The sequence below is a fragment of the Paraburkholderia sp. FT54 genome, from assembly GCF_031585635.1.
Taxonomy (GTDB): domain Bacteria; phylum Pseudomonadota; class Gammaproteobacteria; order Burkholderiales; family Burkholderiaceae; genus Paraburkholderia.
In genome coordinates this window covers 69,002-88,186 of the sequence record NZ_CP134195.1, presented here as the reverse complement: position 1 = coordinate 88,186, position 19,185 = coordinate 69,002, and the positions used below count along the sequence as shown (strand labels likewise).

The following is a 19,185-nucleotide window of genomic DNA, read 5'->3' as shown; positions in this document are numbered from 1 at the left end:
CATACCCACGGAGACGAGACAAGCATGAGCGAAGCACCACACGGAGCCCCGATCAAAACCCCCGGACAGCTCGTCGCCGCGATCATTGCCAGTTTTGCGGTACCCATCGTCATCATCGTTTTGCTAGTGATCTACGTCGACAATTCGACACGCACCGGCGCCGGCACCGACTCTCTCTCCGAAGCCGAGGTCACCGCCCGCATCAAACCGTTCGCCCAGGTCGACATTCGCGACGCCAACGCGCCGCGCGTCTACAAGAGTGGCGAGGAAGTCTACAAGGCCGTTTGCTCTGCGTGTCACGCGTCGGGTGCGGCAGGCGCGCCGAAATTCACCAATACCGCCGACTGGGCACCGCGCATCGCGCAGGGCTTCGACACGCTGCTGCACACGGCGCTCGCCGGCAAAGGCGCGATGCCGCCGCGCGGCGGCACCAGCCCGGACGACTATAGCGATTTTGAAATCGCCCGCGCAGTCGCCTACATGGCGAACAATTCCGGCGGAAGCTTCCCTGAACCGGCTCAGCCGGCGCCGGGCGCGGCAGCGGCGGCATCCGGTGCAGCGGCAGCAGCGCCGGCCGGCGCTTCGGACGCGGGCGCGGCTCAGGCCGCCGCGGCGATGGCCGCCCTGGCCAGCGTGCCGCAAGCAGCCGCGCCAGCAGCGGGCGGCACGCAAAGCGCGGACGCGTCGCAAGCCGGCAAGGCGTTGTATCAGCAGGTTTGTCAGGCCTGTCATGCGGCCGGCGTGCTGAACGCACCCAAGTTCGGCGACAAGGACGCCTGGGCGCCGCGTCTGAAGGAGCCGATGGACACGGTCTATAACTACGCGCTGCACGGCAAGGGCGCGATGCCTCCGAAGGGCGGCTCGACCGCCTCCGACGCGGACGTGAAGGCCGCTGTCGACTATATGGTCAGCGCGGTGAAGTAAAACGCTCGCGGCGTTTGCCGCACCACTAAAAAATCCCTGCACCGCGTCGCCGCCGTGCAGGGATTTTTTTAACTCGGTCGGCATACAGGCCTGCGCGGTTCGCGTCGTGCGTCAGGCTGGCTGCTATCCGGGGCGACCGCGAGCGCAACGTTCGCAGCGCCCGCTCAAGGCTTCTGCAACAGCGCCTTCAAACTTGCGAGCCGGTCTTTCGGCGACATCGGCGCTTCTTCGGGCGTCGGCGGCGGGGCGTCGTCGAGCAGCATTTCGGGGATGAAGCGCGACGGCTCGCACACCACCGTCTCTCTCGCGCGCTTGCGCTTCTTGCACCAGTTCAGATGCAGGCTGCGCTGCGCACGCGTGATCGCCACATACATCAGGCGGCGCTCTTCCTCGATGCGCGCGTCGTCGATCGGCTCGTCGTCCGGACCGCCGCGATGCGGCATGATGCCTTCCTCGACGCCGACCAGAAACACGTGCGGATACTCCAAACCCTTCGACGCATGCACCGTCGAGAGCCGCACCGCGTCGGGATCTTCCTCGCGGCCTTCGAGCATCGACATCAGCGCCACGGTCTGGATCAGGCCGAGCAGATTCTTGCCGGTGTCGCCGAGACCGTCGGCGGTGTCGTAGCCGGTGGCTTCGTCGTTACCGGCACCTTCGGGCTCGGCCTTCGTGCCTTTACGCTTGAGCCACTCCATGAACTCCAGCACGTTTTGCCACTTCGCCTGCGCCTGACGTTCGTCGAACGCATCGTAGAGATAGGCTTCGTAGTGAATCGCATCCATCAGTTCGTCGAGCAGCGTGCCGGCGGCGTCCTTCTCGGCGCGATCGGTGAGCCGCTGCATGAAGTCGCAGAACACGCGCATGGGTTCGATCTGCCGCGGCGACAGACGCGCCTCGATGCCGCCCATATACACCGCCTCGAACAGCGACACCTTGGCCTGGCCCGCGAACGAGCCGAGCGCCTCGAGCGTCGTATTGCCGACGCCGCGGCGCGGTGTGGTGATCGCGCGGATGAACGCGGGGTCGTCGTTCGCGTTGGCGATCAGACGCAGATACGCGCAGATGTCTTTGATTTCGGCTTTGTCGAAGAACGACTGGCCGCCGGACAGCACGTACGGAATCCGCTCACGCCGCAACACCTGCTCGAAGATGCGCGCCTGGAAATTACCGCGATACAGGATCGCGTAGTCGCGGAAATTCGCGCGCCGTTCGAACTTGTGCGCCGACAGCCGAAACACCACGGACTCGGCCTCGTGCTCTTCGTCGTTGCACGGCGTGACGGTGATCGTGTCGCCCATGCCGTGTTCGGACCACAGCTTCTTCTCGAACAACTTCGGATTGTTCGCGATCACGTTGTTCGCGGCGGTCAGAATGCGCACCGTCGAGCGGTAGTTCTGCTCCAGCTTGATCAGATGCAGCTTCGGAAAATCCTTGCTGAGCTGCCCGAGATTTTCGAGCGTCGCGCCGCGCCAACCGTAGATCGCCTGATCGTCGTCGCCAACCGCCGTGAACGCCGCGCGCTTGCCGGCCAGCAGTTTCACCAGTTCGTACTGGCAGGCGTTGGTGTCCTGATACTCGTCGATCAGCAGATAGCGCAGCTTGTTCTGCCAGCGGTCGCGCACCTGCTCGTTCTTCTCGAAAAGTTCGGCGGGTAGACGAATCAGGTCGTCGAAATCGACTGCCTGATACGCGTGCAGTGTCGCCACGTAATTGCGGTAGACGATCGCGGCCTGGTGCTCGTCCTCGTTCGCGGCGATCGCGATCGCCTGCTCGGGCATGATCATGCCGTTCTTCCACAGCGAGATGATCGACTGGATCTTGCGGATGAAGCCTTTGTCCGTCGAGCCGACCTGCTCCTGGATCATGCCGAAGCAGTCGTCGGAATCCATGATCGAGAACTGCGGCTTCAGGCCGACGTGCTCCGCTTCCTGCCGCAGAATCTGCACGCCGAGCGAGTGGAACGTGCAAACCGTCAACTGATTGACGGGCACTTTGCGGCCTTCCTTGCCGGGCGTGGTGAGCGTCTTGCCTTCGAGCAGCTTGCCCACGCGCTCGCGCATTTCCAACGCGGCCTTGTTCGTGAACGTGACGGCGGCGATGTGGCGCGGCTCGAAGCCCTTGGCCTCGATCAGGTGCGCGATCTTCTGCGTGATCACGCGCGTCTTGCCGCTGCCGGCGCCGGCGAGCACGAGACACGGACCGTCAAGATAACGGACCGCTTCATTTTGAGCGGGGTTCAGGCCTGCGGACATCGTCTGTGGATGGGTAATGCGGTTGAAAGCAGCGGTTGAAAGCGGCGGTCGAGGGCGTAGCAGCGCAAATTCGCCAGCCGAAGGCCCGGGGGCATGCTGCGCGGTCCCGGCCGCTGGAACGGGCGCCCCGCGCGCTGCGAAGGTGGTCCGGCCCGCTGCGGTTCGCGCGAGAGCAGCGATGTTAACACGATTGTGCAGACGGATATCGGCGACGGACGCCCACCACGACGCTGACGGCCCACCCTCAGGACATGCCACAATTGCGGTGTTGCGCGCCGCCGCCGCGGTGGCAAAGCGGCGCGCCGATTTTGCAGGAAGACACGCATGTCCGCATCGCTGAAGATTGGATTGATGGGTTACGGTTTCGCCGGCGCGACCTTTCATGCGCCGGTGATCGAGCACTGCGGCCGCGCGAGCGTCGCCGCCATTGCCACGAGCCAGCCCGAGCGCGCGCTCGCCGACTATCCGCACACGAAAGTGGTGGCGGACCTCGACGCGCTGCTGGCGCTCGATGAACTCGACTGCATCGTGATCGCCACGCCGAACGACACGCACTTCGACCTGGCGCGCCGCACGCTGGAAGCGGGCAAGCACGTGGTGGTCGACAAGCCGGTCACGCTGAACGCCGCCGACGCGCACACGCTCGCCAATATCGCGCTCGCCCGAAGCAAACTCTTCATACCGTTCCACAACCGTCGCTGGGACGGCGATTTTCTGACCGTGCGCGATCTGCTCGCGAGCGGTGAATTGGGACGGATCACGCAATACGAATCGCATTTCGACCGATTCCGGCCGGAAGTGCGGCAGCGTTGGCGCGAGGAAGCGTCGCGAGGCGGCGGCTTGCTGCTCGACCTCGGGCCGCATCTGGTCGACCAGGCGCTGGCATTGTTTGGAGCGCCGCAGACCGTGTCGGCCACGGTGCGCAAGCATCGCGACGACGCCGGTGCGCCGGACTACGTGCATATCCAGCTCGGCTACGCTGAGTTCGAAGTGGTGTTGCACGCCAGTGCGTTGACGGCGCTGGTCGCGCCACGCTTCACCATCCACGGCACGCGCGGCAGCTATATGAAATACGGGCTCGATACCCAGGAAGATCAGTTGAAGGCGGGCCTGCGTCCGGGCGACGACGGCTTCGGCGCGGGCAACGCCGCAGGTGCGCTGCGCGTGCTGGAAGGCGATAAGGAAGTCGAGCGCGAGTTGCCGACGCGCAATGGCGATTACTCCGGGTTCTATATCGCGGTGGCCGACGCCATCCAGAATGGAGTGAAATTCCCGGTGAGCGCACAGGACGCTGTCGACGTAATGACGGTTATCGAGCTTGCCGGCCGTAGTTCGGAAGAAGGCATCCGGTTGCCGTTCGAGCGGATTCGCTGACTGCTTTGCCTGCGCGTCGAAACGGTCTGTGTACCTAAAACGGCACTCGCCACCCGCGCCGCGCAGGTCAAAACCCTGACACGCCCGAAAGGAACATAACGTTACAAATAACGCCGCGCCTCCGGTCAGCGCGTTGCGGCTGTCATCCGTTCCTACCCGGGTAGCACCGCAAACGACAATGACTTCCGGAGAGTCCATGCCCCGTACTATCCGCGCGCTCGCCGCGTGCGCCCTGCTCAGTTCTCTCGCCGCCTGTGTGGTGGCACCTCAGCCCGCGCCGGCGCCTCGTCCCAATCCGCAACAGATCGCGGATCAGCGGCTGCGTCAGGTCGACGGCCGCATCGACAATCTCAGCCGCCGGATCGATAACCGCGTCAGTCAAGGCTACTACCCGCCTCCGCAAGGCGGCGCGCTGCACCATCGCCTCGACGTGATCCGTCACGAAGCACACGACATGGCCGCGCAGCACGGCGGCGGACTGTCCAGCGACGAACAGCGCCTGCTGAATCAGGAACTGGACAACGCGGCACACGCCATAGGCGAATAATCGCTCCAGGTCCGGTATCGAAGTAGCACGAGCGCGGCCATCACGTCCCGCGCTTTTTTTGACAGGCATGAAGGCGGCCCGTCAACGTCCGCGCCGCTCGCGGGCCTTTATTTGACAAGCCCCCGGCCCTCGCGTACATTCGCCGCACGCGTCGGGAGAGCGCGCTGGCCGCTGGAAACCGCAGGCCGCGCCGCCGAAGGGGCACACCCGCAAACTCTCAGGCAAAAGGACCGACCGCGTCGAAAAACCCGCGTCCAGGCAACATCAAGGCACCGGTTTTTCGCACTCTGGAGAGCGGCAGTAGCCGTCTGCATCGTTTAATCGAGCGGATTCTGGCAGGCTGCCCACCGAAGGGGCGCGCGTTTCACCGTGGCACGTCAACGTGACCCCGGCAGCGCAATCTCTCAGGTATCGAGGACAGAGGGGTCATGCAGAACCACGCTCGCAGCCGCAAGGCCGCGAGGCGTAGCGCCGCATGGCCTTTTTCGTTTCGCGAGATGCCCGAGGCCCCATGACCGAACTCAAACACACCCCGCTCAACGCCACCCATCGCGCGCTCAATGCCCGCATGGTCGATTTCGGCGGCTGGGACATGCCCGTCAACTACGGCTCGCAGATCGACGAACACCGCGCCGTGCGCACCGACGCCGGCATGTTCGACGTCTCGCACATGTGCGTCGTCGATTTCACCGGCGAGCGCGTGCGCGCCTTCTTCGAATACGCGCTGGCGAACAACGTCGCCAAACTGCAAACGCCTGGCCGCGCGTTGTACTCCTGCCTGCTGAACCCGAATGGCGGCGTGATCGACGACCTGATCGTCTATTACTTCGGTGAAGATCACTTCCGTGTGGTCGTGAACGCCGGCACCGCTGACAAAGACATCGCCTGGTTCGGCCAACTCAACGCCGAAGGCGGCTTCGGCCTGACCATCACGCCGCGCCGCGACTTCGCGATCGTCGCGGTGCAAGGTCCGAACGCACGCGAAAAAGTCTGGCAAACCGTGCCGGCCGCGCGCGCCGCCACTGAGGCTCTGAAGCCCTTCAACGCCGCCCGCATCGAAGGCACGCCGTTCGGCGAATTGACCGTCGCCCGCACCGGCTACACCGGCGAAGACGGCTTCGAAATCATCGTCCCGGCGGATCACGTCGAAGCGCTGTGGAACGCATTGCAAGCCCAAGGCGTGCGCCCGGCCGGTCTCGGCGCGCGCGACACGCTGCGCCTCGAAGCCGGCATGAACCTGTACGGCCAGGACATGGACGACAACGTCTCGCCGCTCGACGCCGGTCTCGCCTGGACGGTCGACCTGACCTCGCCGCGCGACTTCGTCGGCAAGGGCAAGCTGGAAGCGGACGGTTCGCAGGCCGCGTTCGTCGGCCTGATCCTGCTGAAGGAAAACGGCAAGGCGGCGGGCGTGCTGCGTGCTCATCAGAAAGTGGTCACGCCGCAGGGCGAAGGCGAAATCACCAGCGGCACGTTTTCCCCGACCATGCAGGAATCGATCGCCTTCGCGCGCGTGCCGAAGGGCGTGCAGCCGGGCGACACCGTTCACGTTCAGATTCGTGACAAAAACGTTCCTGCAAGCGTGGTAAAACTGCCGTTCGTGCGCAATGGCAAAGTGCTCGCGGTTTAAGCAAACCGGCGCGTGCGCAAACCTTCACGAGAAAACGCCGGGCCGCCCCAAGTTTTCTTGTTCCCTCTGAGACGGCCTGGCGCGAAGCGACAGGTTGGAGGGCCCTTTTTAGTTACTACCGAATCACACCGCATAGGAGCATCCGATGAGCATCCCGGCCGATCTGAAATACACCGAATCGCACGAATGGGTCCGCACCGAAGCGGACGGCACGCTGACGGTCGGCATCACCGACCACGCGCAGGAAGCGCTCGGCGATATCGTCTTCTTCGAAGTGCAGGAACTGGGCAAGACCGTCACGGCAGGCGACACCGTCGCTGTCATCGAGTCGGTAAAAGCCGCTTCGGATATTTACGCGCCGGTCTCGGGCGAGATCATCGAAGCCAACACCGCCGTGGCCGACACGCCTGATTCGGTCAACACCGCGCCGTACGAAAGCTGGCTCTTCAAGATCAAGCCGGCCGCGGACGCCACGCAAGACCGTCTGATCGACGCCGACGCGTACACCAAATCCATCGGCGCCTGAATTTACCTTTACGTTTAACCCGACAGGTGCGGTGTCCTTTTCGAACGGACAGCCGCACCGCCAGGAACACCCATGAAGCTCGAACACCCGGATCGTCTGATGAACCGCACTCCTCTCTCGCTCGCCGCGCTCGAAGTGCATGACGCCTTCGCTGAACGGCACATCGGCCCGGACACGGCCGACCAGCAAGCGATGCTCGAAGCTCTCGGCTTCGCGTCGCGCGCGGCGCTGATCGACGCCGTCATTCCGAAGACGATCCGCCGCGCCGAAACGCTGCCGCTCGGCCCCTTCACGCAACCGAAGAGCGAAGCGGAAGCGCTCGCCGCGCTGCGCGAACTCGCGGACAAGAACCAGGTGTTCCGCTCCTACATCGGGCAGGGCTATTACAACGCGCACACGCCGACGGTGATCCTGCGTAACGTGCTGGAAAATCCGGCGTGGTACACCGCGTACACGCCGTATCAGCCGGAAATCTCGCAAGGCCGTCTGGAAGCGCTGCTGAACTTCCAGCAGATGATCGTCGACCTGACGGGTCTGGCGATCTCGAATGCGTCGCTGCTCGACGAAGCCACGGCCGCGGCTGAGGCGATGACGCTGCTGCAACGCATCGGCAAGCCGAAGTCGAACGTGTTCTACGTGGCCGACGACGTGCTGCCGCAAACCATCGAAGTGGTAAAGACGCGCGCCACGCCGGTCGGCATCGAAGTGAAAGTGGGCCCGGCCGCGGAAGCGGCGAACGCGAATGCGTTCGGCGTGCTGCTGCAATATCCGGGCGTGAACGGCGACGTGCGCGACTATCGCGCGCTCACCGATGCGATCCATGCTGCGGGCGGCCACGTGGTGGTTGCCGCCGACCTGCTCGCGCTGACCGTGCTCACGCCGCCGGGCGAATGGGGCGCGGACGTGGCCGTCGGCAATACGCAGCGTTTCGGCGTGCCGGTTGGCTTCGGCGGCCCGCATGCTGCTTACCTCGCCGTGCGCGACGAATTCAAGCGCCAGATGCCGGGCCGCCTCGTCGGCGTGACCGTCGACGCGCAAGGCAACCCCGCGCTGCGTCTCGCGCTGCAAACGCGCGAACAGCATATCCGCCGCGAGAAGGCCACCTCGAACGTGTGTACCGCGCAAGCGCTGCTCGCGATCATGGCCAGCATGTACGCCGTCTATCACGGCCCGCACGGTCTGAAGACGATCGCGCTGCGCGTGAACCGCATCGCCGCGTTGCTGGCCGAAGGCGCGAAGCAACTTGGCTATAAGCTCGTCAACGAAACTTTCTTCGACACACTTACTTTCGACACCGGCGCGCGCACGCAAGCGCTGCTCGACGCCGCTACCGCCAAGCGCATCAATCTGCGTCGAGTAAGCGCCACGCAAGTGGGCCTGTCGATCGACGAAACCACGACACGCCACGATCTCGCCGATCTGCTCGCCGTGTTCGCGCAAGCGGCTTTCACCAGCGACGTGCCGCAAGTCGACGCACTCGACGCCAAGCTCGCGGCGTCGAACACCGCATCGGTGCCGGCCGCGCTCGAACGCACCAGCACGTACCTCACGCACCATGTGTTCAACCGTCATCATTCGGAAACGGAAATGCTGCGCTATCTGCGCAGCCTGTCCGACAAGGACCTCGCCCTCGACCGTTCGATGATCCCACTCGGCTCGTGCACGATGAAGCTGAACGCGACCTCGGAAATGCTGCCGGTCACGTGGCCTGAATTCGGCCAGATCCATCCGTTCGCGCCGGCTGAGCAAACCGTCGGCTACCGCGAAATGATCGATCAGCTCGAAGAGATGCTGGTCGCGGCCACTGGCTACGCGGCCGTGTCGCTGCAGCCGAACGCCGGCTCGCAAGGCGAATACGCCGGCCTGTTGATCATCCACGCGTATCACGCGTCGCGCGGTGAAGCGCATCGTAACGTCTGCCTGATTCCCGCTTCGGCACATGGCACGAATCCGGCGTCGGCGCAGATGGCCGGCATGCAGGTGGTCGTGGTGGCCTGCGACGCGCAAGGCAACGTCGATATCGAAGACCTGAAGAAGAAAGCCGATCAGCACGCCGACAAACTCGCGGCGATCATGATCACGTATCCGTCCACGCATGGCGTGTTCGAACAGAACGTGCGCGAAATCTGCGAGATCGTGCACGCGCACGGCGGCCAGGTGTATGTGGACGGCGCGAACATGAACGCGATGGTCGGCCTGACCGCGCCGGGCCAGTTCGGCGGCGACGTCTCGCACCTGAATCTGCACAAGACTTTCTGCATTCCGCACGGCGGCGGCGGACCGGGCGTCGGTCCGGTTGCGGTCGGCGCGCATCTCGCGCAGTTCCTGCCGAACCAGATCTCGTCGGGCTATGAACGCGCGCCGAACGGCATCGGCGCGGTGTCGGGCGCACCGTACGGCTCGGCCTCGATCCTGCCGATCTCGTGGATGTACATCGCTATGATGGGCGCTAAGAATCTCACCGCCGCGACCGAAACCGCGATTCTCAACGCGAACTACGTCGCCAGGAAACTCGCGCCGCACTATCCGGTGCTGTATTCGGGTCCGGGCGGACTGGTCGCGCACGAGTGTATTCTCGACCTGCGTCCGATCAAGGAAACCAGCGGCATCACCGTCGACGACGTCGCCAAGCGTCTCGCCGACTACGGCTTCCACGCGCCGACGATGAGCTTCCCGGTGCCGGGCACGCTGATGGTCGAGCCGACCGAATCGGAATCGAAGGAAGAGCTCGACCGTTTCATCCAGGCGATGATCGCGATCCGCGAGGAAATCCGCGCGGTGGAAGACGGCCGCTCGGATCGTGAAGACAATCCGTTGAAGCATGCGCCGCACACGGCGGCGGTGGTCATCGCGAACGACTGGAAGCATGCGTATGCGCGCGAAACGGCGGCGTATCCGCTGCCCACGCTGATCGCGAAGAAGTACTGGCCGCCGGTCGGCCGCGCGGACAACGTGTACGGCGACCGCAATCTGTTCTGCTCCTGCGTGCCGATCGCCGACTACGAGTAAGCTGGGTCGTTGCCAGACATCGCCCGTTGCCTCGAAAAGAGGCGGCTGGGCGGTGCGCGGTTCGGTCCTCGGTTCTCTGTCGCTCCTGGCCGCAAACGGCTAACATCACACACCGAATCAGCCTAACGAGGAGTTTCGCATGGCGCGAAAGGTGCGATTGATGCAAAGCCGGACCGAAGCAAGGCGAGCGCGGACGTGGCGGCAAGCCTGCACACTGCTGTTGGCTGGCGCAGCCGTGCTGCTGCCGCTGCGGCAAGCGCAGGCTGCAATGAATTTTTGTGCGGCGCCCGCACTGCAAACCAGCGAACGCACTAACGCCGATCCCGGCGTGAAAGCGCTGGTGAGCAATGTCCAGGCCCATCTGAACGACCAGCCGCATGCGCTGGCGAAACTGCATACCGAAGGCACGCTGCCGCACGAAGGCATTTACGACCAGAGCGTCGAAGCGGAGAAAGATCTTGATCTGCTGCGCGACGCCGCGCTCGCCTGGCGCGCCACCAGCGACGACCGTTATCTGAAACTGGTCGATCGGCTGCTTTATGCCTGGGTCACGACCTATCAACCGAGCTTCAATCCCATCGACGAAACCCACTTCGAGGGACTGATTCTCGCGTACGACATGACGGCAAGCGCGTTGCCGGTGAAAACGCGCAATGCGTCGATGGCGTTCCTGACGAAACTCGCGAACGGCTACATCGGGCAAATCGACGCGCAGCCACGGCCGCTCAAAGGCACGTTCAGGAACAACTGGCAGAGCCATCGGATCAAACTGATTGCCATGGCTGCGTTCACGCTGGACAACCGCAAGATGATCAATGCGGCCCAGCGTCTGTTCGTCGAGCATATCGGCGACAACATCGAGCCGGATGGTTCGACGATCGATTTCAGCGAACGCGACGCCTTGCATTACGTCACCTACGATCTGCAACCGCTCGTGACCGCCGCGCTCTCCGCGCGCCGCCATAACCGTAACTGGCTGCCTGAGAAGGGCGCGGACGGCGCCTCGCTGGAAGCCGCGCTCAACTGGCTGGCGCCGTACGCGGCCGGCAGCAAGACGCATGAAGAATTCGTGCATTCGAGCGTTCCGTTCGATGCAAAACGTCGCGAGGCCGGCTTGCCCGGCTATTCGGGTCAATGGGACCCGAAGAACGCGACGGAACTGTTTCACCTGGCGGCGCGCCTCGACGGGCGCTATACGCCGATCGCGCTACAGCTCGCACCGACGCCGCCCGCGTGGCTCGCCGTGTGTTTGCCGCTGCCAGCGCGGTAAACCAACTTTATGATCAGCAGGGAGCAGTAAATGGCAGTCAGCGTGTTCGACCTCTTCAAAATCGGCATTGGTCCGTCCAGTTCGCATACGGTCGGGCCGATGCGCGCGGCGCTGATGTTCGCTCAAGGGCTCGAACGCGATGGGCTGCTTGCTGCGACCGCATCGGTGAAAGTGGAGCTGTATGGCTCACTCGGTGCGACGGGCAAGGGGCACGGCACCGATCGCGGCGTCATGCTCGGCCTGATGGGCGATGCGCCCGATACCGTGGACCCGGATACGATCGCGCAGCGGCTCGAAGCCGTGCGTGTGTCCCGCAAGCTGGCGCTACTCGGCACGCACGAGGTGCCGTTCGTGCAGAAGGATCAGATTGCGTTTTATCGTCAGGCGCTGCCCGAGCATCCGAACGGCCTCAAGCTGCGTGCACTCGACGCGCAGGGCGAGACGTTGCGCGAATCGACCTATCTTTCGGTGGGCGGCGGTTTCGTGGTGACGGCCGGCGCGCCGAACACCAAGGTGCTGAGCGCCGTCGATCAACTGCCGCACTCGTTTCGCAGCGGCAACGAGTTGCTTGCGCTGTGCGAATCGACCGGCAAGAGCATCGCTCAATTGATGTGGGAAAACGAGCGCGTCTGGCATACGGAAGAGGAAACGCGCGCGGGCTTGCTGAAGATCTGGGACGTGATGCAATCGTGCGTGTCGCGGGGCTGCGGCATCAACAATCCGGATGCCGACGGCAACTTGCCCGGCCCGTTCCAGGTGAAACGCCGCGCGCCTCAGCTGTATCGCACGCTGTTGGGCAATCCTGAACTGGCGCTGCGCGATCCGCTCTCGATGATCGACTGGATCAATCTCTATGCGATCGCCGTCAACGAAGAAAACGCCGCCGGCGGACGCGTGGTGACGGCGCCGACCAATGGCGCGGCCGGCATCATCCCGGCCGTGCTGCATTACTACACGCGCTTCATGCCGGGCTCGAATCAGCAAGGTGTGATCGACTTCCTGATGACCGCCGCGGCGATCGGTATTCTGTACAAGCTGAACGCGTCGATTTCCGGCGCCGAAGTGGGTTGCCAGGGCGAAGTAGGCGTCGCCTGTTCGATGGCGGCGGGCGCGCTCGCCGCAGTCATGGGCGGCACGCCGCGGCAGGTCGAAAACGCCGCGGAAATCGGCATGGAACACAACCTCGGCCTGACGTGCGATCCGGTCGGCGGCATGGTGCAGATTCCGTGTATCGAGCGCAATGCGATGGCATCGGTGAAGGCGGTCAATGCGGCGCGCATGGCCTTGCGCGGTGACGGCAGCCACTACGTGTCGCTCGATTCGGTGATCAAGACCATGCGCGAAACCGGCGCGGACATGAAGACCAAGTACAAGGAAACGTCGCGTGGCGGGTTAGCGGTGAATATCGTCGAGTGTTGAGTTACGGGCTTTACGGGGTTTAACACGAATGACGACGCGGGCTATAGGCCCGCGTTTTTATTTGCGCGGCGCGCTATGCGCGAACGGTACGGTTGCACTGCGCCGTGACAGCGCAGGCGCGCTCGGCGTAAGCTGTCGAAGCGCCGCATCGGCCAGCGTTCCGCCGACGCGGCATTCTCACACTGCACTCACTGCCTGGAGGCTTCATCGCAATGTTGCAGCCGAATGTTCCTGTTTCCGGTTCCGCCGCCGCTCAAACCACTGGCGCGCGTCTCGTCGTCGATGCTTTGCTCACGCACGGTGTCGAGCGTGTTTTCTGTGTGCCTGGCGAGAGTTTTCTCGCCGTGCTGGATTCGCTGCACGACGAGACCGAACGCATCCAGACCATTGTTTGCCGTCACGAAGCGGCCGCGGCGAATATGGCGGAGGCCGTCGGCAAGTTGACCGACCGGCCGGGCGTCGCGCTCGTCACACGCGGACCGGGCGCCACGCATGCGTCGATCGGCGTGCACACCGCGTTTCAGGATTCCACGCCGATGATTCTCCTGATCGGCCAATGCGCGCGTGAGCATCTCGACCGCGAGGCGTTCCAGGAAATCGACTATCGGCGTATGTTCGGTCAGATGGCGAAGTGGGTCGCGCAAATCGACGATCCGAAGCGCATTCCCGAATATTTTAGCCATGCGTTTCACACGGCGACTTCGGGACGGCCCGGACCCGTCGTGTTGTCCTTGCCGGAAGACGTGTTGAGCGATGCATGCGACGCCGTAGCCGGCGCGCCGGCGTATCAGCGCGTCGCGGCGTCACCGTCGCCGGCGCAGATCGAGAAGTTGCGCGCATTGCTCGAAGGCGCGCAGCGGCCGATGGTGATCGCGGGCGGCAGCGGCTGGACGCCTGCGGCATGTGCGGACTTTCAACGCTTCGCCGAAAACTGGCAACTGCCGGTCGGCCTCGCGTTCCGCTTTCAGGACACGCTCGACAACGAGCATCCGAACTATGCCGGCGACGTCGGCCTCGGCATCAATCCGGCGCTGGCGCAACGTATCCGCGATGCCGACGTGCTGCTCGCAATCGGACCACGTTTGGGCGAAGCGACGACCAACGGCTACACGCTGCTCGACATTCCGAAGACCAAGCAGACGCTCGTGCATGTGCATCAAGGCGCGGAGGAATTGGGCCGCGTGTATGCGGCGGATCTGCCGATCGTCTCCGGCATGCCGGAGTTGGCTGCGCTGCTTGCGGAGATGAAGCCTTCGTCGCATAAGCTCGCCTGGTCGGGCGCGGCGGACGAGGCGCATCGCGCGTATCTCGACTGGCGCAAACCGCGTCAGATTCCCGGCGACGTGCAGATGGGCGAAGTCATCCAGCAGTTGCGCGCGCATCTGCCGGACGACGCGATTCTCACCAACGGCGCGGGCAATTACGCGACCTGGCTGCATCGGCATTTCTCGTATCGCCATTACCGTTCGCAACTCGCGCCGACGAGTGGCGCGATGGGCTACGGCGTGCCGGCGGCGATCGCGGCGAAGTCGATGTATCCGCAACGCGCTGTCGTCGCGCTGGCCGGCGACGGCTGCTTCATGATGGCCGCGCAAGAACTCGCGACGGCGATGCAGTACGACCTGCATGTGCTGTTCATCGTCGTGAATAACGGTCACTTCGGGACGATTCGCATGCATCAGGAGCGGCATTATCCGAACCGTGTGCACGGCACTGGTCTCACGAATCCGGATTTCGCGGCGTTCGCGCGTTCGTTCGGCGCGCATGGTGAGACGGTGGAGCGGACGGAGGATTTTCTGCCCGCGCTGAAGCGCTCGATGGAGGCGAAGTGCGCGTCGGTGATCGAGATTCGCATGCCGCAAGAGGCGAGTACGCCGGGCGCGACGCTGGAGCAGATTCGGGAGCAGGGGAGGAAGATGCGCGGGGAGTCGGCATAAGCGCTTGCTACCTGCTTAAGCGATTTGACCCAAAAAGGTTGGGTGCGTATCCGACCTTTCTGGGCGCCCTTGAAGTAAATTGCAGGCTTTGTCGCGCTGTGGGCGCGCGGCAGCTACGCATAAACCACCGACAGCACCCCGAGTTTTCTGATCAGCTCAGGGTTGCGTGACTCAACGACGTCCGCATGAAACTGGTAGATCACCGACTTGATAACCTCCGTCTGAGTCAAGATCGTGTCGGGCATCAGTGTCTTCAAATCTTCCACGATACGTGGCGGCACTTTCATGGAAAACCGACGACGAGCCTCACCGCGGCGCTCCCTGAAGCGTTCCGACGTCGCAAGATGTGCCCTGATCAGCCCAGCTCGCGGGAACTCGCCGGAAGCAAATCGATGCAGATAAAGGATCATCAGAACCTTGCGGAATTCGGTTGAACTGGCGCTGTCGACCATATAAGCGGCAAGGTCGAGCACATCCAGATAGATGGCCGGCAATTGCGCCTCGATCGGCCAGACCTCCTTGCGTCGCGCTTCCCGGACGGCCGGAGTGGATTGCGCCGGAACAGCCGCCACTTTTCCGCATTGGGCAATCCGCACCATCGACGCGCCGGGGCGCGAACGCGTGCTACTGACTTCCTTGGGTGATCGTCGCCGTTTCAAGCCCGCTGATATCCTGGTCTGCTACGAGCGTCGCTGGCAGATCGAAACCAGTTACCGCGAGCTTAAACAATCAATGCTCGGCTCGGAGTTGACCTTGCGCAGTCGCACCGTCGAAAGCGTGTACCAGGAAATATGGGGAGCTTTAATCGCCTACAACCTGATTCGCCGTGAGATCGCCAGCGCCGCATGGGAAGCGAAACTCGAGCCGACTGATGTCAGCTTCGTGCGCGCCCTGCACACGATCCAGCACGAAATGATGAGGGCCGCGCTAACGCCGGTCTATGCAAAATTGCCCGCCTGTCTGAAGCGCCTGCGCGAGTGCCACAAGTGGCTGCCCAACGAAAAACGACCCGACCGCACTTGCGACCGGGTCGTCAAATCTCGCCCTCGACGTTACACCGTTCGATTCTTGAAGAAAGACCCTAACTGAACGGCCTTAGCCCTCAGGCAGCCCTTCAGTCGCGCGAGCGTAACGGGTATTCCCGCGGGCGCGACCGGCAACAGCTTTACGGTCATGACGGGCAGCACGAATATGTCGATCATTGCGCTGAATGCCGTCAACCTCAGCTACCAGATGTACGACTAGAACGTTGGGTTCACATCGTCGAACACCGTCAGCGCAGGCAACGCGAACAGCGTCACGGAGAACTACAGCACGAGCGTGAGCAGCCTCGTCGTCAACGGCAATACGACGAACGGTTCAATCGGCCCGGGCGGTGATGGCTCCAATCTTCTCGCCATCGGCGCGCTCACCGGAATCGCGGACGCGAGCGCCACATTCGGCGAAGTCGTCCAGTTCGGCGCGCTACTCAACGCGACCGATCAGAGCGCGTTGTACGCGAGCCAGAAAAGTTACCGGGGCACGCCCTAGACGTGCCGTTTCCGGTTACAGCAGGTCGCTCTTACGCGGGCCGCGGAACAGTCCAACACCCTCGCCGCGAGCCGTTGCGAACCCATCGACGTGGTGGCCGAGAGTTCCGCATCCACGCTGCAGCGACGGGCAGCGAACCATGGCAGCGCTCGTCCTTGATGCCTGCTATTTCCATCCGGCAAACCGGTCGCTGAATGCATATCGAGCAATTCAATCTCAAAAAATGAGAGGAGTCCGATTTGTCGTTATTTGACGAACCATGTTGGAATTTTCAGACACCAGCCGATCTGGGTGATTGACGTCTTTCTGTTGCAACCCTCAAATGCTCGGCAATACGTGCGGATGCAACGATTTCGCCTCGTTCCTTTCAACCGGGCAAGGGATGCTTGATGAATGCTTTGACAAAGAGCTTTACGGATACGTTGCGCCACCCGGGCGCGCGCCTGAGCCAGCGTCTGCGGATCTGGGTCGGCCCGCTCGATCTCGGGCTCGATGTGCTCGACTTCAAGGTGAAGGCGGGGTTCTGCAAGGACTATACGGTCGATATCACGGTCACGTCGCCGCAACTCGATATCGACGGCAAGCTCTGCGTCGGACGGCGGGCCGGTCTACAGATCGACGAGCGCGTCGCGGTGCCCTCCGTCAGCTGCGATGAGCCCGCCGACCGTGAGGCGGCCACCTTCAATGGCGTGATCACGCGCTGGAAGCGTATCCGCACGAGCCGCGACGAGGCCGCGTACCGGCTGCGCATCGAGCCGCGCTTCGCGGCCCTGCTCAAACGCGTGCACCGGTCGGAGACGTTCAGGGACAAGACGTTTCAGGAAATCGTCACCGAACTGGTTGTCGACCGGAAAAACTTCGACGCCTTCGATATCGAATTTCATATCGAAGCGGCGCAGGAGAAGCTCGAACAGGTCGTCATGTACGAGGAATCCGTGTGGGCGTTCATTGTCCGGCATGCGAAGCGCAAAGGTATCTTCTGGTTTTACAAACAGGGACGCGGCAAGGAAGGCGCGCTTGATACCCTCGTTTTTACGGACAATCCGCGCGCCTATATCCGCTCGCTTGAGCTTCCGCTCATGCCGGATTCGGGTCTGACGGATAACTGGCACGAGGCGGCGCTCAAGGTCAACGAGCGACGTACGCTGGTCGCGGCCACGATCGAGCTATGGGAGCGCAACTACCGGACGCCCGAGGAACCGTTACGGGCGACGGCAAGCGTCTCCGATGACGCCGACGACCGCTCGGTATCCGGGCAGATCAGTCGCAGCGCGGAATTCCATCTGACGCAACAGCAGGGCGACGCACTCGCGCAGGTACGGCGCGACGAGCAGATTGCGCGGCAGGCGACGCTTTCGGGTACGACCAATGCGAAGGGCGTGGCGCCGGGCGTTGTCATGAAGCTGACCAACACGAAGCTCGCGAGCGCCGAATACGGCCTCGTCATTACGTCGATGAAGATGAAGGGCAGCCGTACGAACCCGGCCTATACGCGGTTCAAGGCGATGCCCGCGCACCTCGCCTACCGTCCGGAGTTCGTTTTTGAGCGGGACTGGAGATTTCTGAACGGCCCCGTTGTGGGCGTTGTTACGACGTTTGATACGGCGCCTTACGCGTGTCTCGACGAGCGCGGTCGCTATCCCGTCCTCCCGAAATTCCTGCAAGGTTCGGCCAGTGCCGAAAAACAGGTCCTCTATCTGCGCCTGCTGCGTCCGTCGTCGTCGTATCAGGGCGGCTTTCACTCGCCGCTGCTCCCGACGACTGAGGTGATGCTCGAAGCGGCCCATGGGGACGTCGACCGCCTCCACATATCCGGCGCCCTGCACGACTATTCCCACGGCGACGTCGTTCATGGGGCGCAGGCGATGTTTAGCTATGCGATTTGGCGCTCGCCGCTGCGCGGTGCGGAAATCGTGTTCAACGATCTGGTGGGCAAGGAAAGCGCACGCATCGCGACGGTCTACAGCCAGACGGCGATCAACCAGGGGTACCTGCTCAACAGTAAAAAGCTCGAACGGGGGGAGGGGTACGAAATCACCTCCCAGGCGTGGGGCACGATGCGCGCGGCGAAGGGGCTGTTCCTCTCGGCAGATGCGGCAGCCGGGGCGGATACGCCGCACCTTGAAATGCCTGCTGCCGTCGCGCAGCTCAGGGCGGCGCTGCAGCGCGTAACGGACCTCGCGGCGGCGACCACGCAGGCGAAGGCTGATCCTGCCGACCGCGCCACACAGGCGGCGCTCCTCGATGGGCTGAACCAGCTTCGCGATGCGGGGCTACTCGCGAGTGCCCCCGGCGGCATGGCGTTCGTGACGCCGAAATCGGCTCAGCATTCGGCGGGCGAGAATGTGATCGTCACTGCAGGCCAGGACATGGACGTGAGCATCACGAAGCGGCTGCGCATGGTGGCGGGCGAGCTGATCTCGTTGTGCGCGCACAAGCTCGGGCTGAGTTTTGTCGCGGCGAAGGGGAAGGTGCTAATGGCGGCGCTCACCGAAGGGATGGACCTTTTCTCGCAAAAGCAGTTGCGGGTCGCGAGCGAGAGCGCGGACGTGCAGGTGTCGGCGAAGTCGAAGATCACGTTGAATTGTGGGGGCGCTTCCGTCGTCCTGGAGGGCGGCGACATCACGTTCCATTGTCCCGGCGCATACACCATCAAGGCGGCATCGTTTACCTTCGTCGGACCGGACAGCATGCCGACGACGCTGCCCGTCCTGCCCCAAAGCGATCTTAAGTTCGACGACCTGTATTGCCATACGCACTAGAC

Annotated in this window: 13 protein-coding genes, 1 pseudogene and 2 riboswitches; of the genes and pseudogenes, 12 read left to right on the top strand and 2 right to left on the bottom strand. The window is 63.4% G+C overall.

From position 1 onward, the window contains the following. Positions 1 to 24: 24 nt before the first annotated feature. A complete protein-coding gene (locus RI103_RS00355; RefSeq protein WP_310813531.1) occupies positions 25 to 924 on the top strand; it encodes a c-type cytochrome in 900 nt (299 codons plus the stop codon). A 164-nt stretch (positions 925 to 1,088) separates the two neighbouring features. Here RI103_RS00355 and RI103_RS00350 read toward each other — a convergent pair whose 3' ends face one another. After that, positions 1,089 to 3,179, bottom strand: coding sequence for a UvrD-helicase domain-containing protein (locus RI103_RS00350; protein ID WP_310813530.1), 2,091 nt, complete (start codon positions 3,177 to 3,179; stop codon positions 1,089 to 1,091). Positions 3,180 to 3,503: 324 nt separating this feature from the next. On the opposite strand from RI103_RS00350, the gene RI103_RS00345 reads away from it, so the two are divergent. From RI103_RS00345 to RI103_RS00310, 8 genes are all read left to right on the top strand, one after another. Next, positions 3,504 to 4,553 (top strand): oxidoreductase, encoded by a 1,050-nt coding sequence (locus RI103_RS00345; RefSeq protein WP_310813529.1) that lies wholly within the window; start codon positions 3,504 to 3,506, stop codon positions 4,551 to 4,553. A gap of 196 nt (positions 4,554 to 4,749) precedes the next feature. Beyond that, complete coding sequence (locus RI103_RS00340) at positions 4,750 to 5,100, top strand: hypothetical protein (protein WP_310813528.1); 351 nt, start codon at positions 4,750 to 4,752, stop codon at positions 5,098 to 5,100. Between the two features lie 142 nt (positions 5,101 to 5,242). After that, positions 5,243 to 5,344, top strand: a riboswitch (glycine riboswitch). A gap of 33 nt (positions 5,345 to 5,377) precedes the next feature. Continuing rightward, positions 5,378 to 5,531, top strand: a riboswitch (glycine riboswitch). Positions 5,532 to 5,611: 80 nt separating this feature from the next. Continuing rightward, positions 5,612 to 6,730 carry a glycine cleavage system aminomethyltransferase GcvT gene (gcvT, locus tag RI103_RS00335; RefSeq protein ID WP_310813527.1) on the top strand — a complete coding sequence of 373 codons (1,119 nt, stop codon included), beginning with the start codon at positions 5,612 to 5,614 and terminating at the stop codon, positions 6,728 to 6,730. Between the two features lie 145 nt (positions 6,731 to 6,875). Then, on the top strand, positions 6,876 to 7,256 hold the full coding sequence (gene gcvH, locus RI103_RS00330) for a glycine cleavage system protein GcvH (RefSeq protein ID WP_310813526.1): 381 nt from the start codon (positions 6,876 to 6,878) through the stop codon (positions 7,254 to 7,256). A 72-nt stretch (positions 7,257 to 7,328) separates the two neighbouring features. Continuing rightward, positions 7,329 to 10,265, top strand: coding sequence for an aminomethyl-transferring glycine dehydrogenase (gcvP, locus tag RI103_RS00325; protein WP_310813525.1), 2,937 nt, complete (start codon positions 7,329 to 7,331; stop codon positions 10,263 to 10,265). A gap of 139 nt (positions 10,266 to 10,404) precedes the next feature. Further along, a complete protein-coding gene (locus RI103_RS00320) occupies positions 10,405 to 11,535 on the top strand; it encodes an alginate lyase family protein (protein ID WP_310813524.1) in 1,131 nt (376 codons plus the stop codon). A gap of 30 nt (positions 11,536 to 11,565) precedes the next feature. Next, a complete protein-coding gene (locus RI103_RS00315; protein ID WP_310813523.1) occupies positions 11,566 to 12,954 on the top strand; it encodes an L-serine ammonia-lyase in 1,389 nt (462 codons plus the stop codon). A gap of 212 nt (positions 12,955 to 13,166) precedes the next feature. After that, the gene (locus RI103_RS00310) at positions 13,167 to 14,891 is read left to right on the top strand and encodes a thiamine pyrophosphate-binding protein (protein ID WP_310813522.1); all 1,725 of its coding nucleotides are present in this window, start codon (positions 13,167 to 13,169) and stop codon (positions 14,889 to 14,891) included. Between the two features lie 113 nt (positions 14,892 to 15,004). On the opposite strand, the gene RI103_RS00305 is transcribed toward RI103_RS00310, so the two are convergent. Beyond that, positions 15,005 to 15,490 carry a hypothetical protein gene (locus RI103_RS00305; protein WP_310813521.1) on the bottom strand — a complete coding sequence of 162 codons (486 nt, stop codon included), beginning with the start codon at positions 15,488 to 15,490 and terminating at the stop codon, positions 15,005 to 15,007. Here RI103_RS00305 and RI103_RS00300 point away from each other — a divergent pair. From RI103_RS00300 to RI103_RS00290, 3 genes and pseudogenes are all read left to right on the top strand, one after another. Then, positions 15,477 to 15,980 (top strand): annotated as a pseudogene (locus RI103_RS00300) (transposase); the annotation flags it as partial. The gene RI103_RS00305 and the pseudogene RI103_RS00300 overlap by 14 nt on opposite strands. 231 nt (positions 15,981 to 16,211) lie before the next feature. Then, a complete protein-coding gene (locus RI103_RS00295; protein WP_310813520.1) occupies positions 16,212 to 16,421 on the top strand; it encodes a hypothetical protein in 210 nt (69 codons plus the stop codon). Between the two features lie 389 nt (positions 16,422 to 16,810). Then, positions 16,811 to 19,183: a type VI secretion system tip protein VgrG gene (locus tag RI103_RS00290; protein WP_310813519.1), complete on the top strand. Its 2,373-nt coding sequence runs from the start codon at positions 16,811 to 16,813 to the stop codon at positions 19,181 to 19,183. Positions 19,184 to 19,185: the final 2 nt, after the last annotated feature.